General features: G+C 61.9%; 14 protein-coding genes. 13 read left to right on the top strand and 1 reads right to left on the bottom strand.

Annotated elements, in window-relative coordinates; translation table 11 throughout:
- The first annotated feature begins 153 nt into the window (after positions 1-153).
- Positions 154-1,116, top strand: coding sequence for a type II secretion system minor pseudopilin GspK (gene gspK, locus KGD89_RS20955; protein WP_025261722.1), 963 nt, complete (start codon positions 154-156; stop codon positions 1,114-1,116).
- Between the two features lie 71 nt (positions 1,117-1,187).
- Here the strand turns inward: gspK and KGD89_RS20950 are convergent, their stop codons facing one another.
- Positions 1,188-3,218 (bottom strand): PhoX family protein, encoded by a 2,031-nt coding sequence (locus tag KGD89_RS20950; protein WP_025261721.1) that lies wholly within the window; start codon positions 3,216-3,218, stop codon positions 1,188-1,190.
- A 232-nt stretch (positions 3,219-3,450) separates the two neighbouring features.
- Between KGD89_RS20950 and KGD89_RS20945 the strand changes: the two genes are divergently transcribed.
- The 12 genes from KGD89_RS20945 to KGD89_RS20890 are packed head-to-tail and all read left to right on the top strand — an operon-like array spanning position 3,451 to position 14,200.
- On the top strand, positions 3,451-5,103 hold the full coding sequence (locus KGD89_RS20945) for a bifunctional UDP-sugar hydrolase/5'-nucleotidase (protein WP_025261720.1): 1,653 nt from the start codon (positions 3,451-3,453) through the stop codon (positions 5,101-5,103).
- Positions 5,100-5,528 (top strand): hypothetical protein, encoded by a 429-nt coding sequence (locus KGD89_RS20940; protein WP_025261719.1) that lies wholly within the window; start codon positions 5,100-5,102, stop codon positions 5,526-5,528. The genes KGD89_RS20945 and KGD89_RS20940 overlap by 4 nt, the downstream gene beginning before the upstream one ends.
- Positions 5,529-5,531: 3 nt before the next feature.
- Positions 5,532-7,478 (top strand): type II secretion system secretin GspD, encoded by a 1,947-nt coding sequence (gene gspD / locus KGD89_RS20935; RefSeq protein ID WP_025261718.1) that lies wholly within the window; start codon positions 5,532-5,534, stop codon positions 7,476-7,478.
- A gap of 5 nt (positions 7,479-7,483) precedes the next feature.
- Entirely contained in the window at positions 7,484-8,932 is a 1,449-nt protein-coding gene (locus KGD89_RS20930; protein ID WP_025261717.1) for a GspE/PulE family protein, read from the top strand.
- A 3-nt stretch (positions 8,933-8,935) separates the two neighbouring features.
- Positions 8,936-10,138, top strand: a complete 1,203-nt coding sequence (gene gspF / locus KGD89_RS20925) for a type II secretion system inner membrane protein GspF (RefSeq protein ID WP_025261716.1) — start codon at positions 8,936-8,938, stop codon at positions 10,136-10,138.
- An 18-nt stretch (positions 10,139-10,156) separates the two neighbouring features.
- Positions 10,157-10,594, top strand: a complete 438-nt coding sequence (gene gspG, locus KGD89_RS20920; protein ID WP_025261715.1) for a type II secretion system major pseudopilin GspG — start codon at positions 10,157-10,159, stop codon at positions 10,592-10,594.
- Between the two features lie 2 nt (positions 10,595-10,596).
- Positions 10,597-11,034 carry a prepilin-type N-terminal cleavage/methylation domain-containing protein gene (locus KGD89_RS20915; protein ID WP_025261714.1) on the top strand — a complete coding sequence of 146 codons (438 nt, stop codon included), beginning with the start codon at positions 10,597-10,599 and terminating at the stop codon, positions 11,032-11,034.
- Positions 11,031-11,396, top strand: a complete 366-nt coding sequence (locus KGD89_RS20910; protein ID WP_025261713.1) for a type II secretion system protein — start codon at positions 11,031-11,033, stop codon at positions 11,394-11,396. The genes KGD89_RS20915 and KGD89_RS20910 overlap by 4 nt, the downstream gene beginning before the upstream one ends.
- Positions 11,393-11,983: a prepilin-type N-terminal cleavage/methylation domain-containing protein gene (locus KGD89_RS20905; protein WP_025261712.1), complete on the top strand. Its 591-nt coding sequence runs from the start codon at positions 11,393-11,395 to the stop codon at positions 11,981-11,983. The genes KGD89_RS20910 and KGD89_RS20905 overlap by 4 nt, the downstream gene beginning before the upstream one ends.
- Positions 11,980-13,095 (top strand): type II secretion system protein GspL, encoded by a 1,116-nt coding sequence (locus KGD89_RS20900; protein WP_025261711.1) that lies wholly within the window; start codon positions 11,980-11,982, stop codon positions 13,093-13,095. Before KGD89_RS20905 ends, KGD89_RS20900 begins: the two co-directional genes overlap by 4 nt.
- On the top strand, positions 13,092-13,529 hold the full coding sequence (gene gspM, locus KGD89_RS20895; protein ID WP_025261710.1) for a type II secretion system protein GspM: 438 nt from the start codon (positions 13,092-13,094) through the stop codon (positions 13,527-13,529). The genes KGD89_RS20900 and gspM overlap by 4 nt, the downstream gene beginning before the upstream one ends.
- A complete protein-coding gene (locus KGD89_RS20890; RefSeq protein ID WP_143008682.1) occupies positions 13,526-14,200 on the top strand; it encodes a type II secretion system protein N in 675 nt (224 codons plus the stop codon). Before gspM ends, KGD89_RS20890 begins: the two co-directional genes overlap by 4 nt.
- Positions 14,201-14,203 lie beyond the last annotated feature (3 nt).

The following is a 14,203-nucleotide window of genomic DNA, read 5'->3' as shown; positions in this document are numbered from 1 at the left end:
AAAGCGACTGCGCCATTTGTACTTAAACAGGGAGCGGGGAATTCACAGGCGCTTGTAGGAAATCGCGATCAAGACCTTTTCATAAATCTGCCACCGGCCTGAAACATTGCCGCTGTTGACTAGAGGGCTGCCCACGAAACCCAAGGTTGGACGATGACCAAAAACCGACAACAAGGCGCGGCACTGCTGATGGTGCTGGTTGCCCTCGCCATGCTGGCCGCCGGGCTGGCCTGGATGGTTGAGCAGGGGCGGCAGGAGGTGGACAGCGTGCGCTTGCTTCAGCAGCGAGTGCAGGCGCGATCCATTGAAAAGGCGGCGCTGGCGTTTGCCGGGCAGGCGCTCAAGGACCCGGTGTGGCGCGCCAGCCCTTTGTTCTGGCAGGCCTTGCGCGGACAGCCTTTGAGTTATGACTTCAAGGGTGGCAAGGCGAGTATCCGGATTTTCGATTTGCATCGCTGCTTCAACGTCAACAGCCTGATCGGGCCTGAGGCCGAGCGTGCGCAAAAGCAACTGGTCTATCTGTTGGGTGCGGATATGCAGGCTGAACGTCTGGCCCAAAGCCTGACCGACTGGATCGACGCCGATCATCAAAGCAGCCTGCACGGTGCCGAAAACAACGAATACCTGCGCTCGTCGCCACCGCATCTGGCGGCCAATCAGTCGATGGTCGATATCAGCGAATTGAACCTGCTGCTACCCGCCGACAGCCAGCGCGAACAACGTTATCCACAACTGTGCGCCTTACCGGAAACCACGGGCTGGCGGTTGAATGCCAATGCCCTCAACCTCAATGAATTGCCTTTGCTGGAAGCTTTGTACGAGGGGAAAGTCGAACGCTCGCAACTGACCCGCCTGATCAGCGGCAGACCGGCTGGAGGTTATCTGGATGCTAGCGCCTTGCGCCAGGCCATGGGCGCCATGGACGATGAAGCCTTCGCCCGATTGAGCGAAGGCTTGCAGCTCAACGGCGATCACTTCCTGGTGCAGATCGAAGTGGAACTGGATGGCCAGAAGTTTCACAGCCAATACCGCGCCGAAGCCCTGGGCATCGTGAAATGGCACAGCCGTGTGCCAGCCCAGGACATGGTGATTCGTGAACGAAAAGTAGGTCGTTAGCTACAAGCCGCAAGCTGCAAGCCAGACTTGCACTTGCAGCTTCTAACTTGACGCTGCCGCTCGTTTCCCAACTACACCGCCAGATCCCCACCATCAGCCCGCTGGATCACTACCGTTGAAGCGCGTGGTCGCACGGTGCCGACGGTCACGTCGGTTGCCACATCGGTCGATGGCCAGTTATCGGGATGCTGGATGTTGACGAACATGGTCTTGTTGTCCGGCGTAAAGGCCAGGCCGGTGACTTCGCTGCCATTGGGGCCAACGAAGAAACGACGCAGGTCACCCTGGTTCTGGGCATTGACCGGAATCTGCTTGCCTTGTGCATCGAGCATATTGGTCGGGATCACCGCCAGCATCTGGTCGTTGGTGTAGCTGGTAATGGTGGATTCGCCGTTGTCGGTCTGGACCCACAACACGCCACGGCTATCGAAGCTCATGCCGTCCGGGCTAGCGAACTGGTTAAGTTCGGTCAGGCCGGAGCGGTTGATGTCTGCTGTGCCGGAAGCGTTGGCTCCAAAGACGAAGATGTCCCAGGTGAACGACACCAGATCGTCAGCATCATGCCAGCGGATGATGTGCCCGTGTCTGTTATTGACCCGCGGGTTGGCGGCGTTCGCCGTGGTGCGGCTGGTGTTGTTGGTCAGGGTCAGATAGACGTCGCCATTGAGCGGGTTGACGGCCGTCCATTCCGGGCGGTCCATCGGGGTTGCGCCCACGGCATCCGCAGCACCACGGGTGTTGAGGATGATGCCTGGCAGGTCGGTGAACTTGGCACCCAGGGTGCTGCTATCGGTCGTCGCTGTGGCTACGTCGAGCAACAGCCAGTTGCCACTGCCGTCAGCGTTGAAGCGGGCGACATACAGTTTGCCACTGTCCATGTACTTGGCGCCGGTGGCCAGGCGATCGCTCGGGTTGGCATCCGCCGCATCCCACAAGGCGGTGGAGACGAACTTGTAGAGGTATTCGTTCTGCGAGTCGTCGCCCATGTAGAACACCACCGGCTTGCCGGGAGTGGTCAGGCCCGGCCAGCAGCCTTCGTGACGGAAGCGGCCGAGTGCGGTGCGTTTCACTGGCAGGGTGCTTGCGCTGTACGGATCGATTTCAACGATATAGCCATAGGTGCTGGCTTCGTTGCGGTAATCGTCCGTGGCCGTGGCACCGGATGGGGTGATGTTGAAACGGGTGAATTCGCCGTTGACCTCGGAAGCATCGCCAGCGGCAGTTTCCCAGCGATAGTTGCCGTTCGAGGTGGCGATGCCGATACGCACCTGGTCGGCTGGGCGGGTGCCTCGGTTGACGAAAATCCCCGGCCAGTTCTCTTCACAGGTCAGGTAAGTGCCCCATGGCGTGTAGCCGTTACCGCAGTTGTTGTTGGTGCCGCGAGTCTGGCTGCCGTCGGTGGAGAACACGGTCTTGACGTGATCGGTGCCTTTGAGCGGGCCGGACAGGTTCATCACCGAGGCCGTGGTGAAGCGGCGGTTCAACGGGTCGTTTTCCACTACCTGCCAGCGGCTGCCGACCTTGCTGATGCGCACGACGCCAGCGCCATGGGCGTTGATTTCCTTGCGCACTTCTTCAGCCGGGCGAACGCCGCCCACCAGGGTTGGGCCGGACGGGTGCAGGGCGTTCTGGTCGATGTATTCAAAGTTGATCGCCAGCAGGCCATCAGTGGAGCTGCCGTTGATAGGGAAGTAATGCATGCCGTCATGGTGCATGCCCATGGCGTTGGCCTGATCGGTAGAGGTGTTGCTGCCGTCGCTTTTCCAGGGGTTGGCCAGATTGCTGAGCGGCGTGCCCCATGGGGCGAGAACATGAGCGGTATAACCGGCGGCCACGGTAACGGCGTCGGTGCGCGAGCCGGGGATCGAGGTGAAACCCAGTTTCAGGCCCGCAGGTGTCGCGGGTGTCGGTGCCGGGTCGTCATTTGAATCGCTGCCACTGTCGAAGCAACCGGTCAGCCCGGCGCCCGCAATCATGGCAATGGCAGCACCCAGCCCGCCACGTACCACGCTGCGACGGCTCAGATAGGTGTCCAGCACGGATGACAGCGGTTCGTTGGTACTCAGGTTGCGGTTCTGGTTATCGCCGGTATTACGACTCATTCATCAGGTCCTTTTTATGAAATAGGTTTGGAAAAGGAACCGGGACTGTAGAAGCCGAGTGTGATGATTCATTGGCAGTTTTATTAAGAAAGCGTCTGAAAGCCGTCGTAGTTATTTCATTTTGTTACAGAGAGGGCCGTGAAGGTCCGGGTTAAAAAAATGCCATCAAACTGTCATTTTCCATCGCCAATATGCCGCCCCTGTGAAGGGTTCGCCTCAGGACATAAGAACGATGGCTTCAATGGCACGGCGCGATGTGTTGGGATGGATGACGGCAGGTGCCATGGCGCCGTTGCTGTCGGCCTGCTCAAGCCTTCAGTACAGAGGTTCTGTGGCCAGCGGCAGCTACGTCGATCTGCTGTATGTGGCCGACACCCTGGATGCTCGCCAGCCTGGCAAGCCGGTGGTTCCCGCCACGCATCTGGGGCCTGCGACCCGTATCGGCCAGGCACCCTGGATCACGGGGGCCAATGCCCGTGTCCATGTCCCCGATCAACTCCAGATCAACAGCCTGCTCGACGCCAGCCTGAGCCAGCACGTCGAAACCGGTGGTTACCCGGTGCTGGGCGCGTTGCTGCAGCGTTTTCGCAGCGAAGCGGGTGATGGCAACAGCCTTACGCTGGAGAACGGCCAATGCTGGAATGGCAGTGGCCTGGCTTATCTGACTCAGGGCAAGTCCGGGGTTCAAGGCAGCGCATTGCTGGGCACTGAAGTGCGGGTCAGCAGCGATGAGCGTCTGCTCTGGCCGCAACAATGTGCCGGTCTGTATCGCCAGTTCGGACATCCGGTTCTGGGCGCAGACCTGGCTGCGGATGCCGGCCAGCGCCTGGGCACCGAAGCCGTGGCGTTCTTTCGTCGCGGCGGAGTTCGCATTGCGGTCGTCGGCATTACCGACCCCTACGCACGGGATCAGAAACTGTCCCTCAAACAATGGCACGACAGCCTGCAACCGGCACTTGAGCGTGCCCGTGCCGATGCCGATCTGGTGATCGCTCTGGCGGATGTCGGCACCGGGCCGGGGATCTGGCTTGCTGAACGTCTGTCTCATATCGACATGGTGTTGTGCGCTCGTGGTCAGGATCTCTGGCCGCAGCCGCTAGAAATTATGCAAGCCTCAGGCAAGCGGGTGCCTGTGATATTGGGCGGGACCCGTGCCAGCGGAGCCTTTCGTATTCGTTGTCAGCAGGCCGCTGGGCAATGGCAGTTCACGGCGCGCTTTCAACCGGCGCTGGAAAGCACCCTGACTGCGGCTGATCAGGTCCAGGCCCAGCGCATTCGACAGCTCACCCAACAGCAGCGCGCCGCCCACGCTGGCTGGCTTGACGAACCGTTGGCCCGTGCGCCGGAAAATCTATGGCGTCGGGATGTGCGCGGCGGCAGTTGGGACCGCTTGCTGCATGAGGCGTTGGCCGAGCGTCCTGACAGTTCCGTGCTGCTGCCTGGCCTGCGTTACGACAGTCCGCTGGCGCAAGGGCAGATGATTACCCGCGAACACCTGATCAGCCTGACCGGCAGCTATCCGGCTCCGGTGGTGAATGTGCCCGCGAAGCAGGTCCCCAGAGTGCTGGAAAACGTCGCCGAGCAAATGTTTGGCGATATGTTGCTGCTGGACAACAGCCAGGACCTGCCGCGCTGGATGAGCCAGTCATGGGAGGTCACTTACAGCGCGGGTGGCAAGCGGATCAATGGCGTGGGCGAACCCGCCGGGCAGTGCCGCACCTTTGGCCTGGGTTTCGACGCCCAGGCCGGTCAGCCGCTTTGGCAGCACCTTGAAGCCTGGCTGCGTGAGCGTCCTGCCGACTGGCGCATCGCACCTTTGCAATTGCCCGGAATGCGTTACGTCCAAGGTCATCCCGGCTGGCATCCACGAGAGTCTGCCGCATGACTCGTCTGGTCTGGACGAGCCATGTGCTTCTGGTGATGCTGGTCGGCTGGCTGGCGGCACAGTGTGTGTTACAGGCCTGGCATGGTCTGGCGCGACCCGTCACCGGTAGCGTGGCCCCGGCTCCAGTGGCCGGTCTGTTGAGCAGTCACTGGCGAGCCGGTCCCGTCCTCAGCAATGAATTGCCCCTGACCACGCTGGGTATCGAATACCTGGGCAGCTTCAAGGCCATTCCCCTGAGCGCCACGGTGGTGGTGCTGCGTTTCGAGCAACGCCAACGCACCCTTGCTCGCGGCCAGAAACTGGCCCCCGGCGTTTCTCTGCAGGACATCGATGAGCTGGGCATGGTGTTCGACAACAACGGCAAGCTCGAACGTTTGCCATGGCCTGCGCAACGGCCCTTCTTCGGCTTCAAGCAACAGGGATAAGCAATGACCTTCATTCGTCTCAAGCAACCGCTGCGTCTTGCCCTTCTGCTGTGCGCTCTGACCCTGACCGGTGTGAGTGCCGAAGAAGAGCCGCTGTATGAGGTCAACTTTGTCGATACCGAACTCAGCGAGTTCATCGACAGCGTTTCGCGCATCACCCACACCACGTTCATCATTGATCCACGGGTCAAGGGCAAGGTCACGGTGCGCAGCAGCGAGATGCTGGGCAGTGAAGAGATCTACGATATTTTCCTGGCTCAATTGCGCGCCCAGGGTTTCGCGGCGGTTGACCTGCCAAACGGCAGTGTGAAGATTGTCCCGGATCAGGCCGCTCGCCTGGAGCCCGTGCCGGTGGAGTCGGGGCGCAATGCAGCGCAGGCCAACGATGGCATGGCGACCCGCGTGTTCAATGTGCGCAACGCTGCCAGCGAACAGATGCTCAATATCCTCAAGCCGCTGATCGACCCGCGAGTGGGGGTTATCACGCCGTACCCTTCGGCCAACCTGTTGGTGATTACCGACTGGCGCAGCAACCTGGATCGTATCGACAGCCTCCTGGTGCAGCTCGATCAGGTCAGCCAGGAACCCCTGGAAGTGCTGCCGCTGAAAAATGCCAATGCCAACGACACCGCGCAACTGGTCACGCGCCTGCTGGCTCGCGAGCAGGGCGCCGACAGCGCGCAAGTGGTGGCCGACCCGCGCAGCAATGCCCTGCTGGTGCGCGGGAGCACCGACAGCCGCGCCCGTGTGCGGGCCTTGCTCAAGCAACTGGATAAGCCTTACGACCCGCTGCATAACGCCAACACCGTGGTGATCTACCTGCGCCATGCCAATGCGGCAGAAGTGGTCAAGGTCCTGCGCGGCCTCAGTCAGGACATCGCAGCGCCGACATCCTCCGCTCAGGGCAGCGAGAAATCCGTGCCGGTAAGCACTTCGGGCATTCGTATGGAATACGAGGAAGGCACCAATGCCGTGGTGATGGTCGGGCCGGACAGCGAACTGACGGCCTATCGCAGCATTGTCGAGCAACTGGATATCCGCCGTGCTCAGGTGGTGGTCGAGGCCATCATCGCCGAAGTCTCGGACACCCGCGCTCAGGAACTGGGCGTGCAATGGCTGTTTCAGGGCAACAATTTCGGGGGCGGCGCAATCAATTTCAGTGGCAATAATGCGCCGAGCGTCACCAGCGTGGGCGCGTTGGCACAGTCCGGGGACACGGCCGGCCTGGGGCAATTGCTGGCCGGGGTTCAGGGTGTGACAGCCGGGGTCGGCAACCTGAGCGGTGGCGGGCTGAATTTTCTGGCCTTGCTCAATGCCCTGAAAAGCCAGAGCGGTTTCAACCTTTTGTCGACGCCGACCTTGCTTACGCTGGATAACGCCGAAGCGTCGATTCTGGTGGGACAGGAAGTGCCTTTCGTGACCGGCTCGGTGACCCAGGACAACACCAACCCCTACCAGACCATCGAGCGCAAGGAAGTGGGTGTGAAGCTGCGCATCAAGCCGCAGATCAACATCGACAACACTGTGCGCCTTGATATCGTGCAGGAAGTTTCGTCGATTGCCGACAGCACCAGCGCCAGCGATGTCATCACCAACAAGCGCGAGATCAAGACCAAGGTCATGGTCGAAGATAACGGCCTTGTGGTGCTGGGCGGCCTGATCGGTGACGAGTCCACCACCAGCGATCAACGGGTGCCGTTGCTGGGTGACATTCCGGTGCTGGGCCGACTGTTTCGTTCCGATGCGACCCAGCGGGTCAAACAGAACCTGATGGTCTTCATTCGCCCGCGCATCGTGCGCGACGGTGAGACGCTGGCTCAGCTCAGCAGCGAGAAATACCGCAACCTCAAGGCAAGCACTTCGTTGGCGCTGCCGGGTGCAAGCGAGGGCGATCCGCTGCTGCAATTGTTCCCGGCGAGCCGCGAACGTCTGGATCAGGGCGCATGGTGAACGCGTTGCTGCCTTATCGCATAGCACGCCAGAGCGGCGTCGCCAGGGTGCCGACCGATGCGGGCTGGCTGCTATGGCTGCGCGTCGGCAGTGACACCGACACCTTGCAGGAAGTGATGCGGGTGCATGGTTTGCCAAACGTGGTGGAGCACCTTTCGACCCAGGATTATGAAGCCCGGCTCGGGGAACTGTACCAGGCCGGCGAGTCGGCCACCGCTGCGCTGATCGACGGGATTGGCGAGCAGGTCGACCTCGACAGCCTGATGAGCGAACTGCCCAAGATCGAAGACCTGCTGGAGAACGATAACGACGCGCCGGTGATTCGCCTGATCAACGGCCTGTTCGGCGAAGCGTTGCGTTTGCGGGCCTCGGACATTCATGTGGAAACCTTCGAAGCGAGTCTGGTGATTCGCCTGCGCATCGACGGGCACATGCGTGAAGTGCTGCGTCCGCCGCGTGCGTTGTCGACGATGCTGGTGTCGCGGATCAAGGTCATGGCCCGGCTGGATATCGCCGAAAAACGCCAGCCTCAGGATGGCCGGATTACCTTGCGTTCTGCCGGGCGTGAAGTGGATATTCGCGTCTCGACCTTGCCAGGCATTCACGGTGAGCGCGTGGTGATGCGGGTGCTGGACAAGCAGGCGAGCCTGCTGGACCTGGGTAACCTCGGCATGCCGTTTGAAGTGGAGCAGGGGCTGCGAGCCTGTCTGCAACGTCCCAACGGCATTGTGCTCAGCACCGGCCCGACCGGCTCGGGCAAGACCACCACGCTCTACGCCAGCCTGAATAGCCTCAACGATGGTTCCTGCAACATTCTTACCGTCGAAGACCCGGTCGAATACGCCATTACCGGCATCGGCCAGACCGCGATCAATCCCAAGGCCGGCATGACCTTTGCCAATGGCTTGCGGGCCATTCTGCGTCAGGACCCGGACGTCATCATGCTCGGCGAAATCCGTGACCGCGAAACGGCGCAGATCGCTGTGCAGGCCAGTCTGACCGGGCATCTGGTGCTTTCTACCCTGCACACCAACAGCGCGGTGGGCGCGGTGACCCGCCTGCGTGACATGGGCATCGAACCCTTCCTCATCGCTTCGACCCTCAAGGGCGTGCTGGCCCAGCGACTGGTACGCCGCTTGTGTCATTGCGCCGTTGCGCAACCCTTGCAGGACGCCGAGCGGATGCTGTGGCCGGAACTGGCCGGGCTCACCGAAAGCTTTCACCCTCAAGGCTGCGACTCTTGCCAGGGCAGCGGCTATGACGGACGTATGGGCTTGTATGAATTCATCGAGCTGGACGCCGGCCTGATTGCCTTGCTGTACGACGGGGCCAGCGAAGTCGCGATGCATGATTATCTGGCCGACAAGCGACAGAGTCTTGTGGCCATGGCCACCGAATGCCTGCGGCGTGGCGAAACCAGTCTTGCGCAGGTCTTGCGCGCCGTGCGGGGCTGACCGATGCCGACTTATCGCTATCAGGCCCTCGACCCGGCAGGCCGTACGCGCAAAGCCAGCCTTCAGGCAGAAAGCGAGCGTCACGCCCGGCAGCTTTTGCGTGAACAAGGACTGTTCGCCCGGGACTTGCAGATTCAGGATTCAGCCTCGCGCAGCCCTCGCGGCCAGCGCCTCAATCACACCCAGTTATGTGAACTGACACGCCAGTTGGCGACGCTGCTCAGTGCCGGAATTGCGTTGGTGGATGCCCTGGCGACACTCGAACGGCAACTTGCCGAACCTGCGATTCGCAACCTGTTGGTGGCCGTACGCGGTGCGCTCGGGGAAGGGCACAGCCTGGCGCAAAGCCTGCGCCGACAAGGTGGCCTGTTCACGGGGCTGTATTGCGCGCTGGTGGAGGCGGGCGAGCGTTCCGGCAAGCTGGCACCGGTGCTGGAGCGTCTGGCCGAGCACCTTGAGCAGGTCCAGCGTCAGCGCCACAAGGCCCGTACCGCCATGATCTATCCGGCGGTGCTGATGCTGGTTTCTCTGGCCGTGGTCGTTGGCCTGATGACTTTCGTGGTCCCCAAGCTCACCGAGCAATTCAGCCATACCGGGCAGAGCCTGCCGCTGATTACTCAATTGCTGATCGGCATCAGCGAAGGGCTGGTGCATGTCGGCCCGTGGTTGCTGGTACTGGGGCTGCTGGCCTCCATTGGTGCGGGTTTCCTGCTGCGCAAGGCCCATTGGCGATTGCGCCTGGACCGCAGTTTGCTGCGTTTGCCCAAGGTCGGTCCGTTGCTGACCGTGCTGGAAAGCGCACGGCTGGCTCGCAGTCTGGCGATTCTGGTGGGCAGCGGCGTGCCGCTGCTCGAAGCCCTGCACGTGGCCACTGCCACCGTGAGCAACCGCGAAGTGCATCGGGCGCTGGAAACCGTTCGTGAACAGGTCGAGGGCGGCGTCAGCCTGCATCGTGCTCTCAACGCTGCAGGTCATTTTCCGCCGCTGCTGCTCAACATGGTCGCCAGCGGCGAGGCCAGCGGGACCTTGCCGGACATGCTCGAACGGGTGGCGGACAACCAGGAGCGCAGCTTCACCCGTCATGTTGACATGCTCATGGCCTTGTTCGAGCCCCTGATGATTCTGGTGATGGGCGGTGTGGTGCTGTTCATCGTCCTGGCCGTGCTGTTGCCGATCATGCAGCTCAACCAGGGACTCACTTTCTGACTCATGGAGAACCGTCTTATGTCCAAGCCTGCCTCACGTCGTCAGCGTGGCTTCACGCTGATGGAGATCATGGTGGTGATTTTCATCATCGGCCTGTTGATCGCCGTGGTTGCCCCCAGCGTCCTGGGCAACCAGGACAAGGCCATGCGGCAGAAAGTCCTGGCCGACCTGTCCACGCTTGAGCAGGCGCTGGACATGTATCGCCTCGACAATCTGCGCTATCCCAGCACCGAGCAAGGTCTTGCGGCCTTGACCAGCGCGCCCTCGGTGGAGCCACTGGCTCGCTCATGGCGAGCCGACGGCTATATCCGTCGCCTGCCGGCGGACCCGTGGGGCAACCCGTATCACTATCGTGCGCCCGGCGAACATGGACGCATCGATATCTACTCGCTAGGGGCCGATGGAGCACTGGGCGGGGAAGGCACCGATGGCGATATCGGGAACTGGAACCTCTAGGCGTGAAGGTTTCACGGGGCTTTTCACTGCTGGAGATTCTGGTGGTGTTGCTGATCATCGGGTTGTTCAGTGCCCTGAGCGTGGCCTGGCTGGATTCAGGTCATGCACCGATGCAGCAGGCCCTGGAAAAACTGGCAGCCGAGGCCCGCACTCAAGCGGCCCAGGCCAGGCACAGCGGGCAGGTGTCGGGAATGCGCTGGAATGGTCGTCAGCCGGAGTTCGTCCGCAAGGACCAGACCCGCTGGGTCGTGGATACGTCGCCCATGAAGTCCTGGCCTGAAGGGTTGCAGGCGGACTGGCCGGTGTCTGACGAGCCTCGCGTGATATTCACGCCATCGGGTGTAAGTGCGGCGGTGAACCTTAACTGGCGATGGCCCGGAGGGCAGCAACGCTGGGAGTGGCGCACCGATAACAGCCTGACGCAGGTAAAGCTGCCATGAAGCGCCAGCGCGGTTTCACCCTGTTGGAAGTGATGGTGGCGCTGGGTATCGCGGCGGTCATGACCATGATGGTCAGCCAGATGCTGCGCCAGCGCATCACCGTGCATCAGGCCGTTCAGCAGCATCGACTCGGTGCCCTGTGTGCCCGTGAGCTGGAGGCGCGTTTCGGTGTCGAGCGCTACTGGCCGCAGATCAACAAGGTCAGTGGCGAGTTGCAGCAGGGCGACAGGATTTGTTACTGGCGCATGAGCCTGGGCATGACCGGTGTTCAGCATTTGCGCCGTGGTGAACTGGCGCTGTTCGCCGCCCGTGACGAGCGCGAGCCGCTGGGCAATTACACCGTCTTTCTGGTGCGGCCGTGAGTCGTGGCCAGCGCGGGCTGACCCTGATCGAATTGCTGGTGGCGCTGGCGCTGACGGCGGTGGTCGGTGTGGTGCTGGCTGCGCTGGTGAATGGCTGGATCAAGGTTCGCGAGCGCCTGTCCGAGCCGGGCAATGAGCCGGTGGTGCTGGAGTTCTGTCTGGCGCTGGAGCGTCGTCTGGATTCTCTGGTGCTGCGCCGTTTGTATGAAAAGCGCCTGCCGTTGCCGGTGAACTGGCTCGACTGGGACCCGGCCACGAATCAACTGGGTTGGGTCGCCTTGACCGCCTTTCCCGAAGCTGAAGGCCAGTCGAGATCGCAGCGACAACGGCTGGAGTTCAACTCGCGGGAGCGGCGTTTGAGCCTGTGGACTTCGGCTGATCTCTATGCGGTCGGCGCGCCTCGTTGGGATCGTCGTGAACATCTGGATGAGGTCGACAAGGTCAGTTTCAGTTTTTATCAGGGGACCCGCTGGCTGGCGTTCCCTTCCACTGTCGCAATTCAGCCCGACCGGGGTGTGCGACTCGAATTCGAGCGTCATGGAGCGCCTTATGTCTGCACCTTCAGCTTGCCCGATAGCCGCCCATGATCTTTGAACGCTGGAGTCTCAAACGCCGTGCGCAGCGTCATTGGTTGCTGCTGCGTCCTGCCGCCACGGGTGCATGGCAATGGCGTCGCCTGCCGGGAGACGAGCAGGGCGACTGGCCGCCGCCTGCGCACTTTCTGCAGGACACCCTCGCGTTGATCATGCCCGCCGCGCAGTGCAGCCATTTTCAGGTGCCCGCGCCACCGGGGCTCAAGCCTCATGAATGGCCGATGTTGCTGGAGGACCTGTTGCAACAGCCTGCCGAAGCGGTGCAGGTCAGTTGCCTGTCGCGGCTCGCCGGGCATCTGGAATTGCTGGTAGTCGAGCGCACACAGCTTCAGCGCTGGTTGAGCGAGTGCGAAGCACTGGGCGTATCACCCGATTATCTGTGGGCCGAGTTGCAATTGCTGCCGACGCAGGCTGCTGGTCAGACTCTGAACTGGTCGCGTCCCGAAGGCCGTTGCCTGATCCGCGGCGCTGACAACGATTTGCAGCACTGGCTGGTGTGGCCGGATGTGCTGGGTGAGCCGCCCGAGAACTGGCGACAGCCGAGCGAGGAAATGACCGGGCCATGGCCTTCCCGTTGGGCCGCGTTGAGTCGTTTGCCCAATCTGTTGGTGCGCTCAGGCACTCGTCGTCCAAAAGCTCGGCGTCGGGCGTCGCCATTTGGCAGAAGTCTGCCTCGTCTGGCGGGTGTCTGTGGCGTGCTGGCGCTCTGTTGGGGCGTGCTGACTCTTGGGCAGTTCTGGCAGCAGGTGCCGGTCTGGAAGTCTCAGGTCGAAGCCTTGACCGGGCCGGTCGGCAGCGCTCAACAGGCAGCGCGGGTGTTGTCTCGTCTGCAGTCCGAGCAGACCGACTGGCAAAGCCGCCAGCAGCAGATCGTCGAGCTGGAACAGGCCATGACGCTGTGGCTCGACAGCCAAAAGGACTGGGGCGTGTCCGGCACTTACTTCGATGGGCGAACCCTGCGACTGGTGCTGAGCGGCAATGCTTCACCTCCAGACACGACTCATTGGCAGGCCATGGCCAAGGCGGCGGGTGCGAAGGTCAGCGTTGAAGCAAATGAAAAAACTTCCCTGCTGACGCTCAATTTCAATCTGGATGGGCAGCCATGAATGCATTGATTCTGAGTGCTTCAAACGCTTTCGCCGCCTTGCCGCCTGCCCGGCGTTACGCTCTGTTGGCGGGTTGGGTCGTTGTGCTGACGTTATTGCTGGTGCTGATCGGTCGTCCCTTGCTGGCCTGGGGCAAGGACCTGCGTCAGTGGCCGCTTCTGGCGCAGCAGGCCCAGGCGCTGAGCCCCGGCCCGGCGTTTACCGCCGAATACTGGCAGGCGCTGGCCGGTGCCCGAGGGCTGGTACTGACACGGGTCGAGCAGCGAGGCGATATCTGGCAGTTGCAAGGTGAGTTGAGCCGCGCCGAACCTCTGGCGCAACTGATGCGCAGCATTCAGGAGCAAGGCGGGCGACCGCTGCGCTGGAGCCTCGAACAAGGTCATCAGAGTCTGGTGTTCAGCCTGGATGTCGGGCGTGCGGGGAGGCTTCCATGAGCCGTACGTTATGGATGCTCGGCGCTCTGGTGTTTGTCCTGACGCTTGTGCTGAATATGCCCGCCGCCTTTCTGGTCCGTTTCGTCCAGTGGACGCCTGGCTGGCAGCCGCAGGGCGTTGCCGGGACCCTGTGGTACGGACGAGCCGAGCGACTGGGGAGCGTCGGGCCTGTGAGCTGGAACCTTCGGCCCTGGATGGGACAAGGCCTGGTGAGCGCCGGATTTCAGCAGCAAGTCTGGGAACTCAAGTTGCAAGGCTGGCCTTGGGCGTGGACTGCCGAGCTTGCGCCCGCTGGCAGTCTTGTTACCCCGGCCATGGCCTACGTCGTGGATGGTCGCTGGCAAGGGCGTTTGCTGATGCAGGGCCGTGGCGCGAAATGTACGTCTGGTGAAGGGAGTCTTGAGGGGCAGAATCTTGCCGTGCTGTCGCCCTGGATGGTGGTGCTGGGCAACGCTCATCTCAGGCTTGAGTGTCGGGATGGATTGAAACTGTTGGCCGATATCCGGCGCGAGGGGGAGCATCGTTTCGAGATCGGTCTGGAACCTGTAACCCGTCGGATGAGGGTGAGCGGTCAGGTCGAACCGACGGCGATGGTGACACCGCTGCTGATTCAGGCCGGGATGCTCAAGGCGGGCTCGTCGCAATTTGAAACGGTTTTGGGCAAGCGCTGACGT

It is taken from the genome of Pseudomonas cichorii, assembly GCF_018343775.1.
GTDB lineage: Bacteria > Pseudomonadota > Gammaproteobacteria > Pseudomonadales > Pseudomonadaceae > Aquipseudomonas > Aquipseudomonas cichorii.
Note: the sequence above shows the minus strand (reverse complement) of the source record. Positions and strands in the feature narration are given on the sequence as shown.